Origin of the sequence: Streptomyces sp. NBC_00104 (assembly GCF_045160825.1) — a bacterium.
Lineage (GTDB): Bacteria > Actinomycetota > Actinomycetes > Streptomycetales > Streptomycetaceae > Streptomyces.
In genome coordinates, this window is the sequence record NZ_CP108215.1 from 8,969,052 (window position 1) to 8,990,702 (window position 21,651).

At 70.0% G+C, this 21,651-nt stretch carries 19 protein-coding genes and 1 pseudogene; 17 read left to right on the forward strand and 3 right to left on the reverse strand.

Features of this window, described 5'->3' with window-relative positions:
- Nucleotides 1-2: 2 nt before the first annotated feature.
- From OG272_RS39275 to OG272_RS39320, 10 genes and pseudogenes are all read left to right on the forward strand, one after another.
- Nucleotides 3-1,067 (forward strand): LacI family DNA-binding transcriptional regulator, encoded by a 1,065-nt coding sequence (locus tag OG272_RS39275; protein ID WP_326575115.1) that lies wholly within the window; start codon nt 3-5, stop codon nt 1,065-1,067.
- Between the two features lie 313 nt (nt 1,068-1,380).
- Nucleotides 1,381-3,438, forward strand: a complete 2,058-nt coding sequence (locus OG272_RS39280; protein WP_327727098.1) for an RICIN domain-containing protein — start codon at nt 1,381-1,383, stop codon at nt 3,436-3,438.
- A gap of 228 nt (nt 3,439-3,666) precedes the next feature.
- A complete protein-coding gene (locus OG272_RS39285; protein WP_326575111.1) occupies nt 3,667-4,161 on the forward strand; it encodes a MarR family transcriptional regulator in 495 nt (164 codons plus the stop codon).
- Between the two features lie 122 nt (nt 4,162-4,283).
- The gene (locus OG272_RS39290; protein WP_405893138.1) at nt 4,284-5,237 is read left to right on the forward strand and encodes an IS481 family transposase; all 954 of its coding nucleotides are present in this window, start codon (nt 4,284-4,286) and stop codon (nt 5,235-5,237) included.
- A gap of 175 nt (nt 5,238-5,412) precedes the next feature.
- Nucleotides 5,413-6,030 (forward strand): DsbA family protein, encoded by a 618-nt coding sequence (locus OG272_RS39295; RefSeq protein WP_326575109.1) that lies wholly within the window; start codon nt 5,413-5,415, stop codon nt 6,028-6,030.
- A 39-nt stretch (nt 6,031-6,069) separates the two neighbouring features.
- On the forward strand, nt 6,070-6,876 hold the full coding sequence (locus OG272_RS39300) for an MBL fold metallo-hydrolase (protein ID WP_405895651.1): 807 nt from the start codon (nt 6,070-6,072) through the stop codon (nt 6,874-6,876).
- Nucleotides 6,877-6,878: 2 nt separating this feature from the next.
- A complete protein-coding gene (locus OG272_RS39305) occupies nt 6,879-7,310 on the forward strand; it encodes a nuclear transport factor 2 family protein (protein ID WP_327727095.1) in 432 nt (143 codons plus the stop codon).
- 41 nt (nt 7,311-7,351) lie between these two features.
- A complete protein-coding gene (locus tag OG272_RS39310; protein WP_405895652.1) occupies nt 7,352-7,732 on the forward strand; it encodes a nuclear transport factor 2 family protein in 381 nt (126 codons plus the stop codon).
- 124 nt (nt 7,733-7,856) lie between these two features.
- A complete protein-coding gene (locus OG272_RS39315; protein ID WP_405895653.1) occupies nt 7,857-8,132 on the forward strand; it encodes a hypothetical protein in 276 nt (91 codons plus the stop codon).
- 113 nt (nt 8,133-8,245) lie between these two features.
- Nucleotides 8,246-9,386: pseudogene (locus OG272_RS39320) on the forward strand (ABC transporter substrate-binding protein).
- 316 nt (nt 9,387-9,702) lie between these two features.
- On the opposite strand, the gene OG272_RS39325 reads toward OG272_RS39320, so the two are convergent.
- Both OG272_RS39325 and OG272_RS39330 read right to left on the reverse strand, forming a co-directional pair.
- Complete coding sequence (locus tag OG272_RS39325) at nt 9,703-11,088, reverse strand: aromatic acid/H+ symport family MFS transporter (protein ID WP_327727091.1); 1,386 nt, start codon at nt 11,086-11,088, stop codon at nt 9,703-9,705.
- 649 nt (nt 11,089-11,737) lie between these two features.
- The gene (locus tag OG272_RS39330) at nt 11,738-12,661 is read right to left on the reverse strand and encodes a LysR family transcriptional regulator (protein ID WP_328505750.1); all 924 of its coding nucleotides are present in this window, start codon (nt 12,659-12,661) and stop codon (nt 11,738-11,740) included.
- A gap of 267 nt (nt 12,662-12,928) precedes the next feature.
- On the opposite strand from OG272_RS39330, the gene OG272_RS39335 reads away from it, so the two are divergent.
- Complete coding sequence (locus OG272_RS39335; RefSeq protein ID WP_327727089.1) at nt 12,929-13,888, forward strand: hypothetical protein; 960 nt, start codon at nt 12,929-12,931, stop codon at nt 13,886-13,888.
- Nucleotides 13,889-14,053: 165 nt separating this feature from the next.
- The gene (locus tag OG272_RS39340) at nt 14,054-14,851 is read left to right on the forward strand and encodes a GntR family transcriptional regulator (protein WP_327727088.1); all 798 of its coding nucleotides are present in this window, start codon (nt 14,054-14,056) and stop codon (nt 14,849-14,851) included.
- Nucleotides 14,852-15,276: 425 nt separating this feature from the next.
- Here OG272_RS39340 and OG272_RS39345 read toward each other — a convergent pair whose 3' ends face one another.
- Nucleotides 15,277-16,191 (reverse strand): VOC family protein, encoded by a 915-nt coding sequence (locus OG272_RS39345; RefSeq protein WP_327727087.1) that lies wholly within the window; start codon nt 16,189-16,191, stop codon nt 15,277-15,279.
- A gap of 201 nt (nt 16,192-16,392) precedes the next feature.
- Between OG272_RS39345 and OG272_RS39350 the strand changes: the two genes are divergently transcribed.
- From OG272_RS39350 to OG272_RS39370, 5 genes are all read left to right on the forward strand, one after another.
- A complete protein-coding gene (locus tag OG272_RS39350) occupies nt 16,393-16,557 on the forward strand; it encodes a hypothetical protein (protein ID WP_327727086.1) in 165 nt (54 codons plus the stop codon).
- 245 nt (nt 16,558-16,802) lie between these two features.
- Complete coding sequence (locus OG272_RS39355; protein WP_327727085.1) at nt 16,803-17,699, forward strand: fumarylacetoacetate hydrolase family protein; 897 nt, start codon at nt 16,803-16,805, stop codon at nt 17,697-17,699.
- Entirely contained in the window at nt 17,696-18,811 is a 1,116-nt protein-coding gene (locus tag OG272_RS39360; RefSeq protein WP_327727084.1) for a zinc-binding dehydrogenase, read from the forward strand. Before OG272_RS39355 ends, OG272_RS39360 begins: the two co-directional genes overlap by 4 nt.
- A gap of 263 nt (nt 18,812-19,074) precedes the next feature.
- Nucleotides 19,075-20,499 carry a C4-dicarboxylate transporter DctA gene (gene dctA / locus OG272_RS39365; RefSeq protein ID WP_327727083.1) on the forward strand — a complete coding sequence of 475 codons (1,425 nt, stop codon included), beginning with the start codon at nt 19,075-19,077 and terminating at the stop codon, nt 20,497-20,499.
- Nucleotides 20,499-21,650 (forward strand): glycerate kinase, encoded by a 1,152-nt coding sequence (locus OG272_RS39370; RefSeq protein ID WP_328224307.1) that lies wholly within the window; start codon nt 20,499-20,501, stop codon nt 21,648-21,650. The genes dctA and OG272_RS39370 overlap by 1 nt, the downstream gene beginning before the upstream one ends.
- Nucleotide 21,651: the final 1 nt, after the last annotated feature.

The following is a 21,651-nucleotide window of genomic DNA, read 5'->3' on the forward strand; positions in this document are numbered from 1 at the left end:
TCATGGCGCGAGTGGTGGGGCGGGGCGCGGAGGCGTCCGCGCCGCGCAGTGAGGACGTGGCTCGTGCGGCCGGTGTCTCGCGCAAGACGGTGTCGCGGGTCCTCAACGACGAGCCGTATGTCTCCGACGAGGTCCGCCGACGCGTCCTCGACGCCGCCGAGGGACTCGGATACCGGCTCAACCACGCGGCGCGGGCGCTGGCCTCGGGGCGCAACCGTTCCATCGGTGTCGTCGCCCTGGGCACGGCCGGATACGGAACCGCCTCGCTCCTCGTGGGTGTCGAAAAGGCCGTGCGGGACGCCGGTTACGCACTGCGGGTGGTCAACACGGTGGACGGCGACCCCGATGGCATCGCCGGCTCTGTGACCTCGCTCCTCGAACAGGGCGTGGACGGCATCGTCGTCTCCGAGCCCATTGTGGAAGGAGAGGTGTCCCTCGAGGTCGACGTGCCGGTCCTCTTCCTGGGCGCACCGCCGGCCTTCGCATCCGCCCGCACCCTGAGCGTCAGCGTCGGCGCCCACGAACTGGCGCGGGCCGCCACCGACCACCTGCTGGATCTGGGGCACACGACCGTTCACCACCTCGCCGGTCCACGACGGTGGTACGCCTCCAAGGACCGTACGGAGGGCTGGCGGGCGGCGCTGGCGGCCCGGGGGGCGTACGAACCCCCCGTGATCGAGGGGGACTGGTCACCCGACTCCGGCTACGAGGCAGGCCGTCGGCTCGCTGCGGACAGCTGCGTGAGCGCGGTGTTCGCGGCCGGCGACGAGATGGCCATCGGCGTGATCCACGCCCTGCGCGAGGCCGGCCGGCGTGTGCCGGAGGACATCAGCGTGGTCGGTTTCGACGGCAACCCCGTCTTCGCCCACGTCACCCCGCCCCTGACCACCGTGCGTCAGCCCTTCGACGCCGCGGCACGGGAAGGGGTCACGTTACTCGTGCACGCCATCGAGGAGCCGCACACCGAGCCGCCCGCGGCGAGCGAGCCACTTGTCGAACTCGTCGTCCGCGGCTCGACCGCGCCCCCGCCGGCCCCGCACGGACGGACGGCGCCTCCGGCCGTCTGAGCAGCACCCATCCCCGTCCTCGGCAGGGCGCCCGGCCGCAGGCCCGACCGCCCCCTGCGCCGGTCCCGACGGCCGACTCACCGCGCGGCCGTCGGCGGCATCGGCACCGCGAGGCACTGCGAGGCGCTGCGAGGCACCGCGAGGCACCGCGACGCCGTCCGCACTCCGGCGTCGCACCGGCCGACGCCGCTCATCGACGCCGTTCATCGACGCCGTTCATCGACGCCGTTCATTGACTCCGCCGCTCCGCCTGGATAGCGCGGGCCACGGCGGGCACCGAAAACATCCCCATCCCTTCCCTTGGGAGCCGCACATGTCCCCTGCGCAGACAGGCGCCAGACCCGGCGCCGCTCCGCGTTCCCGTCCTCTCTCCCTCCTCACGTTGTTGTTGTCCCTGATCGTCGCGGTAGCGACCTTGGCCCTGCCCGCCGCGGGCCGGGCGGAGGCAGAGGCCCGCCCGTCGCAGACCCTGTACACGCCGCCGGCGGACGCGCCCTCGCCCGGTTCGCTCTATCCGCGGGCGATGCGTCTGCAGCACAACGGCTCGGCCAACGGCACGATTCTGTCGACGTTCGAGCAGTACACCAACGGCACACCGGTCTTCCCGATCTACCGCAGCACCGACAACGGCAACTCCTGGACGAAGATCTCGGACGTCGCCGACACCCAGAACGGCTGGGGCATGCGCTGGGAGCCCGAGCTCTTCGAACTCCCCAAGGCCATGGGCGGCTTCCCGGCAGGCACCATCCTCGCTGCCGGAGCCTCCGTCCCCGCCGACCGCGCGGCCATCAAGATCGATGTCTATGCCAGCACCGACCGCGGCCAGACCTGGAGCTTCATCACCAACATCGCCACCGGTGGACGGGCGATATCCAGCAACGGCTACACGCCGGTGTGGGAGCCCTTCTTCCTCGTCTCCGGCGACAAGCTGATCGTCTACTACTCCGACCAGCGCGACCCCGACCACGGCCAGAAGCTCGTCCACCAGGTCTCCACGGACATCCGTAACTGGGGCCCGGTCGTGGACGACGTGGCGGTACCGACCTACGCCGCCCGCCCCGGCATGCCCGTGGTCACCCGGCTGCCCAACGGCAACTACGTCATGACGTACGAGTACTGCGGCGCGCCCGAAGGTGGCTGCTCCGTGTACTACAAGATCTCCTCGGACCCCGAGGCGTTCCTCTCCGCCCCCGGCCAGGTGCTGCGGTCGACCGACGGCACCATCCCCAGCGGCGCGCCCTTCGTCACCTGGCTGCCCGCCGGCGGCCCGAACGGCACCCTCGTCGTCAGCGGCGACACCCAGGACGATCTGTTCGTCAACACGCAGAACGGCGCGGCGAACGCCTGGACCCGTATGCGTTCCAACGTCGCCAGGGGCTACAGCCGGGGCATGCTCCCGCTGGCCGACGGCCACAGCCTGATGGTGCTCAGCGGGGGCCGCGGGCGAAGCACCGGCCTCAACCCGGTCACGTACAGCGTCGTCGACCTGGGCGGCGGCATCTCCAACGGCGCCACCTACACCCTGTCCAACGCGAACAGCGACCTGAAGCTCACCATCGCCGGCGGTTCCACCACCAACGGCACCGGGGCGACCCAGCAGAGCACCACCAACGGCACCGACCAGAGGTGGCGCTTCGCCCAGCAGCCGTCCGGCTACTTCAAGATCTTCAACGTGGCCAGTGGCAAGGTACTGGGCGTACAGAACCAGTCCACCGCCGACGGCGCGAGGATCCTGCAGTGGGACGACAACGGCACCCTCGACCACGAATGGGCCGTCGCCCCGCACCCCGCCGGCGGCTACACGATCACCAACCGCGTGACCGGCAAGTACCTGGAGATCCCGGGTGCCTCCACGGCCGTGGGAACGCAGGCCGTCCAGTGGAGCGGCACCAACTGTGACTGCCAGCGCTGGGACTTCACCCAGACCGCCCTGCCCCCGCTGGGCACCGGGCAGTACGTCCTCGTCAACAAGAACAGCGGCAGGTACCTCGACATCCCCCAGGCCTCCACCGCCACCGGCACGGCTGTCCAGCAGTGGAACAACTCCGGCTGCTTCTGCCAGCTGTTCACCTTCCAGTCCGCGGGCGGCGGAGCCTGGACCATCAAGAACGTCAACAGCAACCTCAACCTGGACATCGGGAGCGGCTCCACCACCGCGGGAGCCGCCGTCGTCCAGAACACACCCTCCACCGCCGACTCACAGAAATGGACACTCACCGACGCGGGCGACGGCTACTACAAGCTCAGGAACGTCAACAGCGGCTTCAACGCCGGTATCGCCCAGTCCTCCACGAGCAACGGCGCTCCGGTCGTCCAGTGGAACGACCTGAGCAACGACGACCAGCTCTGGCGAATCGTCCGCATCAACTGAGCGGCTGCGTCGATCCGTCGTCGACGGCCCGACGGGCCTCCTGCCGGCTCGGGATCGCTCTGCGAACCGAAGGCGGGAGGCCCTGGCACCGTCGGGTGGGGGAGGCGGCCGCCCGGCTCCGCCCGGGCTCGTCGCACAGCCCGAACGACGGAGCCGCTGTCGCTCGACTGGTCGAGCCGTCATGATCGGTACGGTGGGTACCGGGACGACGAGAGGGGCGGCGCGGCCGTGGGCGAGGAAGCGGAGATCAGGACGGCGAAGGAGGCTGCCGACCACGAGCTCATTCTGGCGTTCGGACGGTTGCAGGGGGCGGCCAATCGGCTGGAGTACATTCTCGGCCGGGCGCTCGAGGTGGAGTGCGGCATCAGCCATCTGATGTTCGAGGTGCTGTTGATCCTCGGCCGGGCGGAGGAGCCGGGTCTCTCGATGCGGGCCATCGCCCAGGAGCAGGTCCTGACCACCGGCGGCGCCACCCGGCTGGTGGATCGTATGGAGGCGGCGGGTCTCGTGACGCGCGCGGAATCCCTCACCGACCGGCGCGGGAAGCTGGTGCGGCTGACCCCGCTGGGTGAGGAGACGGCCGTACGCGCGTCTCTGGTCCACCTGGAGAACATCAAGCGGTACTTCGTGGAGCCGCTCCCCGCACCGGACCGCGAGCGTTTCGCGGAGGATCTCCGCGTGCTCAGTCATGCGGCTCGTGACGTGCTGCCACGGCTGCCCTAGCTGTTCTGTCCCGGGAGGTTGTGGACGGTGACAGGGATCACGGCTGATTGATCTTGAAATGGGTGAGGGCCTTCTGGCCTGGTGTGGATTGCGACATCTGCACCAGCAACAGAAAGGCCCTCGTGCCCCACCGTAATGCACCCCTGACCGAGACCGGCCGTCTGCGTCTGGCCCGCTGCGTGGTCGAGGACGGCTGGCCCCTGCGCCGGGCCGCCGAACGCTTCCAGGTCTCGCCGACCACCGCCCGGCGCTGGGCCGACCGCTACCGCCGACTCGGCGAGGCAGGCATGGCCGACCGCTCCAGCCGTCCCCACTCCAGCCCGCGCCGCACCCCGACCCGCACAGAACGGCGGATCATCAAGGTCCGCGTGCTGCGCCGCTGGGGACCGGCCCGCATCGCGCACCTGCTCGGCCTGGTGCCCTCGACCGTGCACCGCGTGCTCACCCGCTACCGGCTGGCCCGCCTGACGCACCTGGACCGGACCACCGGCCGTGTCATACGCCGCTACGAACGCGACAGGCCAGGCGAGCTGGTGCACGTCGACATCAAGAAGCTCGGCAACATCCCCGACGGCGGCGGACACAAGATCCTGGGCCGCCAAGCGGGCCGCAAGACCCGCTCGAACGCCGGCTACAGCTACCTGCACACCGCCGTCGACGACCACTCCCGCCTCGCCTACAGCGAGATCCTCACCGACGAGAAGAAAGAGACCGCCACCGGCTTCTGGACCCGCGCCCAGGCGTTCTTCACGGCGTGCGGGATCACCGTCGAACGCGTCCTGACCGACAACGGCTCCTGCTACCGCTCACGCGACTGGCGCGACCTGCTCACCACGGCCGGGATCACCCACAAGCGAACCCGGCCCTACCGGCCGCAGACGAACGGCAAGGTCGAACGCTTCAACCGCACCCTGCTCGACGAGTGGGCCTACGCCCGCCCCTACCGCTCAGAAGCCGAACGACGCGACGCCTTCCCCGACTGGCTGCACACCTACAATCACCACCGCGGACACACCGCGCTCGCAGGCAAACCACCCGCCAGCCGCGTCCCCAACCTCACAGGGCAATACACCTAGCCGGCGGACCCGCGGAGCGCCGGTGTACTGACCTCAGTCACACCCATGGTCCATCTCGCACGAGTCGGACCCATGGTCCACCTCGCACGAGTCGAAAATACTTGAGGATTCAGATACTGTTTCGTCAGGTGAATTGCTCGCACACGGCGGGCACACGTCCTTGCCGAGGTCCTCGATGAAGCTGGTCTACGTCTTCGACGCCTACTGCGGCTGGTCGCACGGTTTCTCCGCCACGCTGCGCGAGGTGGTCTCCCGCCACCCCGGGCTGCCGGTGGAGGTGGTCTCCGGCGGTCTGTTCACCGGGGCGCGCCGGGTGCCGATCCGTGAGTTCGGCTACGTCCAGGGTGCGAACGCGCAGATCGCGGAGCTGACCGGGGCCGAGTTCGGCGAGGGCTACGAGCGGCTGATCGCCGACGGTTCGTTCGTCATGGACTCCGAGGCCGCCGCCCGCGGTGTCGCCGCCCTGCGCCGGGCTGCCCCCGACCGCGCGCCGGAACTCGCCGCGGCTCTCCAGCACGCCTTCTACGTCGACGGCCTCAGCCTGTCGGAGGCGGCCACCTACTACGGGGTCGCCAGGGCGGCCGGGCTCGACGCCGACGCCGTGGTCTGTGCCTTCGAGGGCCCCGAGGCGCCGAAAGCGGCGGCAGACGACTTCCACCGCGCGGCCGGACTGGGCGTCACGGGCTTCCCCACCCTGCTTGCGATGGACGGCGATGCCGTCACTTCCCTGGCCCACGGCCACGCCACCGCCGACAAGGTCGATCAGCGGCTCGCAGCCCTGGCCGTCACCTGACTTCCTTCTTCTGCCCCATCCCCCCTCCAGGAGTTCCGCATGAGCACGCTCGATTTCAAGGTCCTCGACCTCGACTTCCCGGCCGGCAGCAAGAACAAGACCGCCACCCTCGTCACCGGCGAGACCGAAGCCCTGCTGGTCGACGCCGCCTTCACCCGCGCCGACGGCCACCGGCTGGCCGCCGAGATCCTCGACTCCGGCAAGCAGCTGACGACCGTCTTCATCAGCCACGCCGACCCCGACTTCTACTTCGGCGCCGAAGTGATCGCCGACGCCTTCCCCGACGCCGTCTTCGTCGCCACCCCGATCGTCATCGACCACATCCAGCACTCCTATGAAGGCAAGCTCAAGGCCTGGGCCGCACTCGGCCCCAACCTCCCCACCCGCCTGGTCGACCTCACCCCGCTGACCGGCGACCTCACCCTCGAAGGCCACCGCTTCGAACTCAGGGGCGGCCCCGCCGGCCTGCCCGACCGCCACTACCTTTGGCAGCCCGAGCACCGCGCCCTCCTCGGCGGCGTCCTGCTCTTCCAGCAGGAACACGTCTGGGTCGCCGACACCCCCACCCCCGGCGACCGCGCCGCCTGGACCGACCTGCTCGACGAGATGACCGCCCTCAACCCGCAGCTCGTCGTCCCCGGCCACCGCCTGCCCGGCACCCCGGCCGACGCCTCCGCGATCGCCGCCACCCGCGCCTACCTCCTCGCCTTCGAAGAGGAACTCGACAACGCCGCCGACGGCGCCTCCCTCACCGAAGCCCTCGTCAAGCGCTACCCAGACAACGGCATGCTCATCGCCGCCCAGATCGGCGCGAAGGTCGCCAAGGGCGAGATGAAGTGGGGCTGAACATGACCGAGTCCATCCCCTCCACCACCTACGCCGCCCCCGCCACCGCCCCCGCCGACGTCGTACGGCGTCAGTACCTCGCCTCCGCCGCCGGCGACCTGGCAGCCCTGCGCGCCACCCTCGCCCCCGACGTGGAATGGACGGAGATGGCCGGCTTCCCCCTCGCCGGCACCTACCGCACCCCCGACGGTGTCACCGCCCACGTGATGGAGAAACTCGGCCAGGACTGGGACGGCTGGACCGCCCACGACGACACCTACGTCGTCGACGGCGAGAACGTCGTCGTCCTCGCCCGCTACACCGCCACCAACAAAGCCACCGGCAAGCCCGTCGACGTCCGCGTCGCCCACCACTTCGTCGTACGCGGCGGCCTCATCGTCCGCTTCGAACAGTTCGTCGACACCGCACTCGTCCGCGAGGCGATGAGCGACTAGCTAGCCCTACCACCCGAACCACCGCGAGGCAGGAGTTTTCCGTGTCCGCTGCTGACAACAAGGCGCTCGTGATCGCCTTCTACGAGCAGGCGTTCAACGACTACCAGCCGGAGCAGGCCGTCGCCGCGCACCTCGGCGAGACCTATACCCAGCACAACCCCGAAGCGCAGGACGGCCCGCAGGCGTTCGCCGGTTACGTTCACTGGCTGCGCGGGCAGTTCCCCGAGCTGCGCCTGGACATCAAGCGTGCGATCGCCGAAGGGGACCTCGTGGTCACCCACAGCAATCTGCACCTCAAGCCCGGCGACCGCGGCATGGCCGTCGCCGACTTCTGGCGCGTCGCCGACGGGAAGATCGTCGAGCACTGGGACGTGATCCAGGAGGTGCCGGAGAACAGCGCCAACGACAACACCATGTTCTGAGGTCCGCGGAGGCATCCGTGCCGGGACCGGGGTGCGGATGCCACGCCCTGCGTCGGCCCGCCGCTCAACCGATGTGCACCATGCGCTGCGCATCGGGGCTCATGTCGCGGTGCACGGGCGGGCCATGCACACCTCTTGGATCTTCGACCCACTGCGGGAGCGGCCCACCGCCCGCGACAGGGCGTCCCGTGCCGTGCGGTTGCCGAGCAGTGACCCGGACCGTGCCGAGACCCGAGGGCTGACCGAGGCGTCGCCGCCGTCCCCCCTTCGCCTTCCGTCCCGTCACCTCGTGGCCACCGCGGGGCCGACGCTGCCGTCGGCCGTCCAGGAGGAGTGGGCCGCCCGGGCCGCGCACCGCATCCGTGTCCCCTCCGGCCACGCACCGCATCTGTCTTCCTGACCTGGTCCCGGCCCTCCTGGCCGAGGCCGCCCATCGTGCTGCCGGCGTCCCGCAGTGCTCCAGCTCTCCGCCGGGCCCGGCGCTTCTTTCCCCCATCAGAAAGGCTCCCCCACATGACCAGCATTCCCAGCCGACGCCGTCTGCTCGTGACCGGCGCGGGTGCCGCGCTCGGCTTAGGCGCGGCCGCCGCCACCGTCTCCCCCGCCGCGGCGTCCACCACCGCCCGGACAACAGGAGGCGCCGAGGAGACCCGCACGCTCGACGAGCTCTACCAGGCCGCCCTCGCGGAGGGCGGAAAGCTCGTGATCTACGCGGGCGGCGATGTCTCGACGCAGGCGGACGGCCTCCGCAGCGGCTTCAAGAGCCGCTTTCCCGGGATCGATCTGACGGTGGTCGTCGACTACAGCAAGTACCACGACGTCCGCGTGGACAACCAGTTCGCCACCGACACCCTCGTGCCCGACGTCGTACAGCTGCAGACCGTCCAGGACTTCGTGCGCTGGAAGGAGCAGGGCCGTCTGCTCGCCTACAAGCCGGCCGGGTTCTCCAAGGTGTACGCCCCCTTCAAGGACCCGCACGGTGCCTGGGTCGCCGTGCAGGTGAGCGCCTTCAGCTTCATGTACGGCCCGGCGGCGGTCGGTTCGGACGTGCCCACCAGCCCGCTCGACCTCGTCGACGCCAAGTGGAAGGGGAAGATCGCCTCCTCCTACCCGCACGACGACGACGCGGTCCTCTACCTGTACGCGCTCTACGTGCGGAAGTACGGCTGGGACTGGCTGGCCCGACTGGGCTCCCAGGACGTGCAGTTCGCCCGCGGCAGCTTCACCCCCCGAGACGCCGTCACCAGTGGCCAGAAGGCGATCGGCGTCGGCGGCTCCGGAGCGGCCCTGGCCACCGGGCCCGTCAAGTGGGTGCTCCCCGACGCGGCGACGCCGTTCATGTCCTGGGGGGCAGCGGGCGGCGATCCCGAAGCAGGCCAAGAACCAGACCGCTGCCAAGCTCTACCTCAACTGGCGGCTGTCCACCGAGCAGCAGCAGGCCGCCACCAACGGCTGGTCGGTCCGTACGGATGTCACCCCTCCGACGGGTCTGAAGCCCATCTGGCAGTACCCGAACGGGAACCTCGACGGCTTCCCGCGCTTCATGGCCGACCGTGCCGCGATCGAGCGCTGGAAGCAGACCTTCGCCCTCTACCTCGGAGAGGTCGAGGGAGACCCGTCGCCGGGCTCGCTCGGGCTGCACCCGGGAGCCTGACCGAACTCCGGCAGACCCTGGGCAGGCCGTCACCCTCCGGTAGGGGACTGCCGACAGCGGGGATCGCGTCGCGCGCCGGTGTGCCGGTCGGCCAGGTCGCCGACGGCCGAGCCCTCCGGTAGAGGCGAGTGAAGATCCACGAGTCGGGCCGGCGGGGAGAGGGGCGCAGGCTTCCGCGTGCCCGCCCCGACCCTCGTCCGACAGCGCGGCCGGTCCGGAGTCTCCCTCGCCGGCGCTCGAACGGGGCGACAGGGCCCCGGGCGGCTCGGATCGTCTGGTGATCCGAGCCGCCCGGAGGCCCTGTCCTTGTGTGCGGTCACGTCTGTTCGGCGAGGGGACGGATGGTTCCGCCTTCTCCCGTGGGTCCTGTTGGTGTGACTGTTGCCGGTGTGCGGGGGACGAGGCTGATCAGTAGTGCGCCGATGAGGCCGGGTATGGCCAGCGCGTAGAAGTTCCATTGGAAGGCGAGCCCGGCTCCGATGATGAGTCCGAGCAGGGGTGGGGCGAGCATGGAGCCGAGGCGGCCGAAGCCGAGTGTCCAGCCCAGGGCGGTGGCCCCCATGCGTGTGGGGTAGTGCTTGGAGACGTAGGCGAGGACGAATGTCTGGGTGCCCATGGCGCCGATTCCGCCGAGTGCGACGGCTGCGTAGAGGACGGTGGTGGGCAGCTGGAGGCTGAGCAGGATGACGGCGACGCTGGAGGTGAGGAAGGTGGTGGTGATGATCGGCTTGGAGCCGAGGCGGTCGGCCGCCAAGGAGATGACGAGGGTGCCGATGACGGCGCCGAGGTTGAAGACGAGGAGGAAGCCGAGTGAGGAGCCGGTGGAGTGACCGGCGCGGTGCATGATCTCGGGGAGCCAGGTGTTGAAGCCGTAGATCATGAACAGGCACAGGCAGGTCATCAGCAGGAAGCACAGGGTTGCTGTGAGGTAGGTGCGGGAGAAGAGGGCCCGTACCGGCGAGGTGCTGTCGGTGCCGGTGTGGGGCTGGGAAGGTTCGGGCGCGGGGGTGGTCGTCTGGTCGCTGTCCAGGGCGATGTTCCAGCGGTTGGCGGTCTCTTCCGCCTCGGTGTGGCGTCCTTGTGCCTGGAGGTACGAGATGGACTCGGGCAGGAGTTTGTAGGCCAGGGGGACGACGAGGAGGAGAGGCAGGAGGCCGAGGAGGAACATGGCCTGCCAGCCGAAGCGGGGGATGACGAAGATGCCGGTGAGGGCGGCGATGATGCCGCCGATGGGGAAGCCGCTGAAGAGGATCGCGAAGACCAGGTTGCGTGATTTGGGGTGGGAGTACTCGCCGCTGAGTGCGCTGGCGGTGGGCAGGACGCCGCCGAGGCCGAGGCCGGCGAGGAAGCGCAGGAGGCCGAAGGTTTCCGGGGAGGTGGCGGTGGCGCACAGGCCGGTCATCACCGAGAACCAGGCGAGGCAGCACAGAAGCATTCTGCGGCGGCCCAGCCGGTCGGTGAGTGTGCCGACGGTGGTGGCTCCGATGAGCATGCCGAGCAGGGCGAAGGAACCGATGAGGCCGGCTCCGGCGGGGGTCAGTCCCCATCCGGGTTCGTGGAGGAGAGACGGAATCACCGCGCCGTAGATGACGACGTCGTAGCCGTCGGAGATGACGGTGATGCCGCAGATCGCAAGGACGAGCAGGGTCACGGGTGGCCAGGTGGTGCTGGTGTGACGTCCTTGGTGACTGGTGTCGTGCATGACGTTTCCTCTCACGTGCTTCGCTTTTCGGTGAGGGTTCTCTCGCATCGGGGGGTGCGGTGAGGATGTCCTGGGTGACGGCGTGCGCGGTGTCAGCCGCAGCGTGCGGAGGGTGCGGGCGTGCCCGCTCGGATCGGCGGGTTCGGGCTCTTCCTGGCTGCGTCGTCCGCGACTCACCTCGCACCGCTAAGTGTGCACAGTATGACGGGCCTGTAAAGAGCGGAGTACGGAACTCCTGCATGCGGGTGGTCGGGAAAACCGTTGACCCTCTCCTGCGGTCGCCGGATGTGGCCGGCTTTCGGGGCGGTCTCGGCTACCGCCCGGGAGGTGGTGGCGGTGTGAGACGCCGCACGTCACGAGGGCCCTGTGTGCGGTGGTAGCGCGGCTCGTGCGACCCAAGGAGCGCAGGCGAGTGCCGAGTTGGAACCGGGGGTGGGCCCGTCGTCACGCGTCGGCTGCGGAACTCTCGGCGAGGGGGCTGAGCCTGGTGTTCGGCTCTGGCGGGCCGGGCGGACTCCGGAAGCAGTCAAGAGTGTATGCATTTTGGGCGGCCGGGTGGTCAGGCGACCCGTCAGGGATTCGGCCTCCGGCTAGGCACCGGGCCGGCATGCGTCCACCGCGAGATGAACGCGCGTCGCCTGCACGGTGGTCATGCGACAGCCTGAATGAGCTGCCTGCGCAGCCACGCCCGCCCGGGGTCGCCGGCGGTGCGCGGATTCCACACCAGATCCACTCCGAGCATGGGCAGGGGGACCGGCGACTCCATCACCCGCAGCCCGTTCGGCGCCGCCACCCGCTCCGCGAGCCGACGCTGCAGCAGCGCGACCAGGGGAGTGCCGCTCACCACCGAGGGGATCATCAGAAACTCGAAAACGACGATCCGTACGACGAGCTCGGGGATCAGCCGGGCGAGGACCTGCTGGGCGCCGACGCGCACCCCTTCCGACTCGAACACCACGTGCGGCAGCCGGGCGAGGTCGTCGGCGGTGAGTGTCGTGCCGATGCGGTCGTTGTTCGCGTCGGCGACCACGACCCAGTCCTCCTGGTAGAGCCGCTCCCTCGGCAGCGTGGTCGGCACGGCGTCCGGCAACAGCACCACGTCCGCGGTCGACTCGCTCAGGGTGAGGACCGTCGAGGGCTCAAGTGTTTCCACGTCGAGGCGGACACCCGGTGCGGACGCGGCGAGCGTGGCGCTCAGGGCCGGAAGGACGGTGAGGGCGGCGGCACTGGCCGTCGCGATGCGGAAGGTGCGCTCCGAGGTCGCTGGATCGAACACCGGAGAACTGAGCACCTGGTTGGTCGCGGTCTCCAGGATCAGGTTGACCGGTCCGATCAGTGCGCCGGCGCGCGCGGTGAGTACGTACTCCCGGCCGACCCGCACGAGGAGTTCATCGCCCAGCGTGTGCCGCAGGCGCCTCAGGGCGTTGCTCATGGCCGGCTGCGTCAGCCCGACCGCCTGGGCGGCGCGCGTGACGCTGCGGTGCTCGAGGAGGGCGGCGAGCAACGGGAGCAGATTGAGATCCACGCGATGCAGGCCGGCCATCGTGCTCGTGAACCGCGAAGGAGTATTCACTGCATCTATATATCTCATGAAGAACAGTCATTCGACTGATCGACGGTGAGTGATTACCGTCGATTCCGGCGAGCGCCATCCCGGCCCTATGCAGACCAAGGCCGGCTTCACGGTGAAGACCGGGCTGCCGGGCCTGACGGGTCAGGGGGATCGCCCCGGAGCGCTCGGCCGACCAGCCACGTGCAGGTCCCTGTCTGTCCCTTGCGACGAGGGGACCAAGCCCCGCAAGCCGGTCTCTCCGCCTTTTGACGCGAAGGAAACGTCCCCATGCGCAACGCCCGAACGTCTGCCGATCACCGAAGCGTCGACCGCGAGCTGTCCGGTCCCGCCACGGTCTCCGCGCCGGACACGCTCCGGGGGCCCGGTGCGCCCACCCGACGGCTGACCGTGGGCGTCTTCCCCGGCGCCGGGGGCGTCCATCTGTACCACGCTCTCGACTCCGGCTACTTCCAGCAGGCCGGACTGGAGGTGAACCTCGTCGAGGTCACCTCCTCCGACCAGCAGATGACCGGCTGGAACGACGGCGACTACGACATCATCCACACCTCTCCCGACCACCTGCTGAGGGGCATCCTGAAACGGGATCCGGTGGCCGTTCGGGCCGAGGGCATCGGTGAACTCGCCGTTCACCGGCGTCCCGGCTCACCGTTGCCGACGGACCGGTGGGCCGTCGACAACGCGCAGAGCGCCTTCGCGTTCGTGCTCCGCGCCGTACTCGCCGACATCGCCGGCTCTCCCGTCACCGACGGCCAACTCGTCCCGGTCGGCGGAACCCTGCAAAGGTTCCATGCCCTGCCGACAGGCGCCGTCGACGGGACGACACTGCATCCGCCCTTCGACGTCCTCGCCACCGGGAAGGGTTACCCGCGTCTCGGCGGCCACCTTCAGGTCGCTCCCGACCTCATCACCAACGTGGTCGTCACTCCGCGTGCCACGGGCCACAGTCGGCATACCCGCGCCTACCTCGAGGTCTGTCGCACGAGCACCGAGGAACTGCTGACCTCCGGGGCGGGTGGCGTCGAGGCGGCTCTGGTGCGGCACGGTCTGCCGGCCGCCGCCGCCCGGGCCGCGGTCACCGGCCTCCTCGGCCCGGCCGGTCTGTCCACCTCCCCCGAGGTGACCCTGCGCGGCATGGAAGCGGTGGCCGGCCTGCGCCGTCGCTTCCATCCTGGCTGGGAGCCCTTCTGCCCGCTCCCGTCCCTGATCGGTCCCGGCCAGGAGGGCTGAGCGGGAACAGCAGTCGCTCCATCCGGCCGATCACCCTGCAGGGCGCAGGGGAGTGCATACAGTGCACGCCTGTCGAACCGGGACGTATCCGGTCTTGGCGCCAGGATTCTCCTCTTCCTGCCTTTCTATTCACCCAACCTGCATACACCTGGGTAGACTCCTGGCATGGACAGGCGAAGTAACGTGCCCAAGGAACGGTCTGCGGAGAACGGAAGCGGGGCCAAGGCCCCCTCCGAGCCGTCGAGCGGCACCCCCGGGCAGGCCGCGGGCGGACGCCGACTGGCCCTCGACGTTCACGGACAACTGCGGAACATGATCCTCAGCGGTGAACTGCGTCCGGGCTCGGCGCTGCTCCAGGCCGAGATGGCGCGGAAGCTGGGCGTCAGCCGCACGCCGATGCGTGAGGCGTTCCGGCTGCTCCAGGAGGAAGGCCTCATCGACGCCCAGCCCGATCAGCGGGCCAGGGTGCGGGCAGTGGATCCCGAGGACCTCGACGGCGTCTACGGGGCCCGCATCATGCTCGAAGCACTCGCTGTGAGCATGACGGCCAAGTCGCTCACGGCCGAGGACCTTGAGCACATGGGCGAAGCGTTGCGGCGCATGCGGGAACTGGCGGGCAGCGACCGGATGGACGAGTGGCACGCCGCGCACAAGGAGTTCCATCGCGTCGCGACCCAGTCCGTGGGGCCGCAGCTGCAGCGCATGATCGCGTCGCTCGGCGAGCACGCCGAGCGCTACATCCGGCTGGCCCAGATGGGCGTACCCAGCTCGTGGGGCCGGGCACACGCGGACCACGAAGCGCTGTTGGAGACGCTGCGGCTGAATGACCCGGCGGAAGCGGGACGCGTGATCGCCCGGCACCTCGCGCGTACCGCGTTGAGTGTCCTGGCCGACATCGCCCCGGAGTACGAACCGGCGGCCACGCGGTCGGCACTGGGGATCGCCGGCAACGGTCACTCCTGATGCCGCGTCCGGGCCGACGGCGATGTCACCGCCATGCCGTCGGGCGGGAGGCAGGCACGGTCGGGTCGGCGTCCTCGGCGCGGCTGAAGGCCGCACCGATCCTGAAGGCCGCACCGATCCTGAAGGCCGCACCGAGCGCTGAGGACCGCACCGACCCCTGAGAGGCGCTCGCCTTCCGGCCTACCTGGGGTCGGGGGCTCCGGGGGTGCTCTCCGTCGAGGCGGAAGCCGCCAGGGGCTTCGCCGAGGCGGGCCGAAGAGCCGGGCCGATGGAACGACCGCCCGCGACCGGCGGGATCCGGTGCCTTGATCCCCGTCCTCGGACCTGGGCCGGTGCGTGCGTTTCCGATGCCGCACCGCAGTGCGACCACCGCCACCCGGATATGCGGCGGGGTCGACAGGGCAAGCACTCGGAGCACTCCTCGGTCAGGCGCGCCCTTCCTCCTGGTTGGTGATGAAGTCGGCCGGCATCTCGGGGCACCACACGGCGGCCGGGCAGTCCCAGTCGCTCGGCTTCCAGTCCTCGGTGATGCGGTCCATGTCGCCGGAGTACTCGATCCAGCTGCCCCAGGGGTCCTGGATGTAGTGGAAGAGGTTCGAGCCCAGGGTGTGGCGGCCCAGGCCCCAGCCCTTCGTGTAGCCCGCCGCCGCCATGTTCTGGGCCCCCATGGCGATCTGGTCGATGTCGGCCACCATCCAGCTGGAGTGGTGCAACCCGGGCTGCGCCGCCGGGACGAAACCGAAGACGTGGTGGTCCCCGGGCCCCGAGTTCATGAAGGTCGCTATGCCCCGGATACGGTCCGACAGGCCCAGCCCGAGGGTGCGGGTGTAGAAGGCCTCGGAGGCGTCCAGATCGGAGCTGAAGATCAGCATGTGCCCGAGCCGCTGGGGGCGCGGCCGCTCTGTCGCGGTCAGCCAGCGGGCCTGGTCGATCCGACGCACCCGGTCGCCGATGTTGGCATCCTGCGCGTCCGTGGTGCCGAATTCACGCCAGGCGGCGATGCCCTCATCACGGAGGTTGACCAGGTTGCCTTCGTGATCGCGGAACCACAGCCCGCCGGGCACGTCGGCCGGCGCATCGAGCAGCTTCAGCCCCAGGCCCTCCAGATGCCGCTGCCACTCGGGCAGGGAGTCGGGCTCCACCGCGAAGGCGACATGGTGCAGCCGCTTGGTCGGCCCTTCCATCAGCACCGTCTGGTCCTGCTGCCGGCCGTCGCAGCGGATCACCACCGCGTTGCCGCGCTCGGCCGCCTCCAGTCCGAACGCGTTGTAGAAGCTCGCGCCCGTATCCAGCGAGGGCACCTGGAGTCCGTAGTGCAGAAGGCCTTTGACACGCAACATGTGCTCTCCTCAATGTCCGGACCCACGTTCCCACGAGCCCTCTAAGTGTGTACACCTACACCGATGTAACGTCCAGGCATCTCGGGAAGCTTTTTCGATTCGAAACCGCGGGCTATATCCGTCGTTTCCTGGCATCGCGGGCTCCCCGTCCAGGAGTCCGGGGGCCCCGGGGCGGGGATCGCCCGAGGTGCCGCAGGGGCGATGGCTGGCCCCGAGTCGCACGGTGCGGCACGGTGCGGCACGGTGCGGTTTCCGGGCGGCGGCCACCGTGAAGGCGTCGTAGTGCTCATGGTGGTGCCGTACGGCCTCGCCCTGGTGCCGACCTTGTGTCACCTGAAGGCGGCGCTCGCCGCGCCCCGTATGTGAGGCGATGGTACGTCGACCCGTGGGCGTGCGTCGGGCGGCCGGGATTCGCCGCATCGCGCACCCCCGCGCGATGGGTGCCGCCGGACCGACCACCCGGTGGTCGAGCGGATCGCCCATGCCTCCGCCTCGACCGACGGCATCCGGCAGTCGTAGCCACCCGCATGTCTTCCCGGGTCACTTCCCATTCCAATGTGTATGCACTATGGTCCTGCCACCGATTAAAGAGCCGCCTGTCGGAGGAACGCATGACACCGCCTGAATGGGCCTTGGTGCAGTACCGGGTCGACGACTCGGAGAAAATCGCCGTCGGTGTGAGCACCAACGGGACCGTGGTGCCGGGGCCGCCCGGCACCGAAGGCCTCACGCTGATGGAAGTGCTGGGCCGATGGGACGCGCTCGCGCCGCTGTTGCGCGACTGGACGCCGACGGCGTCGGACGCCGTCGCCGGCGCCCGGCTCGCTCCGCCGCTGACGTATCCCGGCAAGGTGCTCTGCGCGGGCGCCAACTACTGGGACCACATCGCCGAGATGGGCTGTGAACGCCCCGACGAGCTGAGCGACCCCTTCTTCTTCCTCAAGCCGCCGACGACGACCGTGACCGGGCCGGGTGACCAGGTGCCGCTGCCCGACCACCCGGGCTCCCGCGTCGACTGGGAGGCCGAACTGGCCGTCGTCATCGGCCGAGGCGGCCGCAACCTGACGCCCGAGCAGGCCTTGGAGCACGTGGCCGGCTACCTCGCGGCGAACGACATCTCGGCCCGGGACCGCATCAAGGCCGTCAACCCGGTCGCCGATCCGTTCGCCTTCGACTGGCTCGCGCACAAGGGCCAGGACGGTTTCTGCCCGCTCGGCCCCGGCATGGTGCCCGCTTGGCAGATCCCTGACCCGCAGAACCTGCGGATCCGGTTGAGTATCAACGGTGTGCTGAAGCAGGATTCCTCCACCGCGCAGATGATGGTGAAAATCCCCGAGGTGATCGCGGCGGCCAGCCGCCTGACCCGGCTGGAGCCCGGGGACGTCATCCTCACCGGCACACCGGCCGGCGTCGGGTTCCCCCGTGGCGAATTCCTCGCCGCCGGGGACGAAGTAGTCGTCGAGATCGAGGGCATCGGCCTCCTGGAGAACACGGTGGTGGCGTCATGAGCAGCACTTCGACCGCTTCTGAGCTGGGCTGGCCGGAACCGTCGGTGGTTCCCACGACCATGCGCGCCATGCTGTTCCGCCGTTTCGGACCCCCCGACGTCCTGGAGCAGGCCACGATCGACACGCCCCGCCCCGGCCCCGGCGAGGTTCTCGTACAGGTCGCCGCGGTCGGCATCGGTCGGCTGCTCGATCTCACGGCACGCGCGGGCAACCACCCCTACGCCACCATCACACCGCCCCACATCCTGGGCGCGGACCACTCCGGCGTCGTCGCCGCCCTGGGAGAGGGCGTGGACTGCGTCCGGGTCGGGGACCGCGTGGCCGTGCTGCCCGGGGTCTCGTGCGGTCACTGCGCCCTCTGCGCGGAAGGCCGCGAGGAAGTCTGCGACGAACTGACCGTGATCGGCACGCACCGCCCCGGCGCCTACGCCGAGTACTGCGCGGTGCCCGCTCGCAACGTCCACAAGGTGCCGGACGGCATCCCGGCCGCGATGGCGGCCTCGCTGGCGCTCCTCGGCGCGGTGGCCGCCAACCAGCTGACCCAGGCGGGGCTCCGTCCCGGGCACTGGGTCCTCATCCAGGGCGCGGCCTCCGCGCTCGGCGCCACCACGGGCGCCTTCGCCCAGCACCTCGGCGCGAAAATCATCGCCACCTCCCGCTCGCCGGAGAAACGCCGGGCGCTGGCCGCCGCAGGTGCCGACGTCGTGCTCGACGGCACCGACCCGGACTTCGTGGAGCGGGTGCGCGAGGTCACCGGCGGCCACGGCGTCGACATCGCCGTCGACAACCTCGGTGACCCGGCCATCTGGGACGCCACCATCGGCACCCTGGCCCGCGGCGGGACCGTGGTCACCTCCGGTGCCTTCCTGGGGGGCCAGGTCAAGATCGACCTGCGGAGGGTGTACTCCGACTGCTACCGCATCATCGGCGTACGCACCGGGAACGCGGCCGCGGTCAGGGAACTGTGGACGCAGGTGGAGAAGGGGTTCCGTGCCGTCATCGACCGCACGTTTCCCATCGCCCGTGCCGCCGACGCCCATCGCTACATGGAGGACGACAACAACATCGGGCGGGTGGCACTCACCCTGGAACCAGGCGACTGGGAGGCCTGAGAACACGGCTTCCGCGGACACCGGAGCGTCTCCGTCTGGAGCCGACGTGCCACCGTCGCCTCCAGGCACCTCTCTCCGGACGCCGGGCGGTAGCCCCTTCCCGCGCATGCGGGCGGCCGCCTGCGCCGCTACCGAACCGATAGGCACGGCCTATACGGGGCATCGATTTTTGGTCGTGGACCCCTCCCGTACGGCCCGGTTCACTGTGGCCCAAGCTGGCGCGTACCGATCGGGCTCGGTGCCGCGCGATCAGGGAGGCCGCAATGACGCAAACCCCCGACAACGCGAGAGTCGCACAGGCCGCGCGCATCGCGGCGAAACCGTGGTACCGGCAGTTGTACGTCCAGGTACTGGTGGCGATCGTGATCGGCATCGTGCTGGGCTGGCGGTGGCCGGATGTCGCCACCGACATGGAACCGCTCGGGACGACGTTCATCACCGCGATGAAGATGCTGATCGGCCCGATCGTCTTCCTGACCATCATCGGCGGCATAGCGGGCGTCGCCGATCTGAAGAGGGTCGGGCTCACCGGTGTCAAGGCGCTGGCGTACTTCCAGGTCGGCACCATTGTCGCCATGGCGGCGGGCCTGGTGGCGATCAACGTCTTCCGGCTCGGTGACGGCGTGCACGCCGACCCGTCGACCCTGGACACCTCCGGCGACGCGGGCCAGTACATAGAGAAGGGCGAGCACCAGCAGTGGTGGGAGTTCCTGACCCACATCGTGCCGAACAGTTTCTTCGGCCCGTTCGTCGAGGGTGACATCCTCCAGGTGATCTTCCTCGCGGTGATCTTCGGCATCGCGCTGAAGGCGGTGGGGAAGGCGGGCGAGCCGGTCATCGCGGGTGTGCACCGGCTGACCGAGGTCGTCTTCAAGGTGCTGTCGTACGTCATGAAGGTCGCGCCGCTGGGCGCCTTCGGCGCGATGGCGTACGCGATCGGGAAGTTCGGCCTGTCCACGCTGACCAGCCTGGGCTCGCTGATCCTGCTCTTCTACGTCACCTCCGCCCTGTTCGTCGTGATCGTGCTCGGCGGTGTGCTGGCCGCGTACGTGAAGCTGAACATCTTCCAGCTCTTCCGCTACTTCAAGGAGGAGTACTTCCTGATCCTGGGCACGTCCACCGCCGAGCCCGCGCTGCCCGGGCTGATGCGCAAGCTCCAGCACATGGGGACCGACAAGTCCACGGTCGGCCTGGTCGTGCCCACGGGCTACAGCTTCAACCTCGACGGAGCGGCGATCTACCTCTCCCTCGCGACGCTGTACATCGCCCAGGCCACCGACACCCCGCTGTCCGTCACTCAGCAACTCGGGCTGCTCGCCGTCATGCTGCTCACCTCCAAGGGCGCCGCGGGTGTCGCGGGCGGCGGTTTCATCGCCCTCACCGCGACCCTGTCGACGGTCGGTACCGTTCCCGCCGCCGGCATCATGCTCGTCTTCGGCATCGACAAGTTCATGTCCGAGTGCCGGGCCATGGTGAACTTCTCCGGCAACGTCGTCGCCACCCTCTTCATCGCCCGGTGGGAGAACACCCTGGATCTGGCGCGGGCGCGCGAGGTGCTGGCCGGCCGGATGGCGGAACCGCCGGTGGCCGCTGAGACGGATGCCCGGACGGAAGCCACGACAGAAGCCGAGACGGAAACGGTGAAGGCGCGGCCGACTGTGGCTCAGGGTGCCGAGGCGGCGTCCTGATGGTGTCCGTCCTGGTCGCCCCGGACAAGTTCAAGGGCTCCCTCAGCGCCGACGAGGTGGCCCGCGCGCTGGAACAGGGGCTGTCGGAGGGCGCCCCGCACGCGCGGGTCCGGCGCCTCGCGTCGGCGGACGGGGGAGAGGGGAGTGTGGCCGCCGCCTGCGCGGGCCGCTTCCGTCCCGAGAAGGTCACGGTGACCGGTCCGACCGGGCGGCCCGTCACCGCGCCCGTCGCGGTGCATGGCCGTACCGTCCTCATCGAAGCAGCGGCCGTCTGCGGACTCGGCGTCCTGCCGGACGGTCGCAAGGCACCGCTCACGGCCACCAGCCGAGGCATCGGGCAGGCCGTCCGGTACGCGCTGGCGGGCGAGGCCGACACGATCGTCCTCGCACTCGGCGGCGTCGCCACGACCGACGGCGGCGCGGGACTGCTGCAGTCCCTCGGCGCGGTACTGGCCCGAGAGGACGGCACCGCGATCGGCCCGGGCGGCTCAGGGCTCGCCGACCTCCACACCGTCGACCTCGCCGACGCCCGCGCCGCGCTGGCCGGGGTCGGCCTCGTCCTCGCCACCGATGTGGACAACCCGCTGCTGGGACCGACGGGCACGGCCGCCGTCTACGGTCCCCAGAAAGGGGTGACCGCGGACGACGTACGGGAACTGGACGGCGCGCTCGCCGGTTTCGTACGGCGGCTGGAGGCAGCGGGAGTCGCGGAGGCGACACGCCACGCCGACGCCCCCGGTGCCGGGGCGGCCGGAGGGCTGGGGTACGCCGGGATGCTGCTGGGCGGGCGGGTGTGCTCGGGGGCCGACTACTTCCTCACCCTGCTCGGAGCCGACGACCTGCTGGCCGGGAGCGCCTTCGTCGTGACCGGCGAAGGCAGCCTCGACGAGCAGTCCCTGTCGGGCAAGCTGCCGGTCGCGCTCGCCCGACGGGCCCGTCGACTGGGCGTGGCGGTGCACGCGGTGGCCGGCCGCTGCACCCTGCCCGCGGACCGAACCGCCGCCCACTTCCGTTCCGTCCAGGCCCTGACGGACCTGACCGACCAGGACTGCGCGCAGGACAGCGCCCTGTCCGCGCGGCTGCTCGCCCAGTGCGGGCGGACCCTCGCCGACCGCTGGATCGGACACGGAGGAACGGAAACCGGCGGGTAGG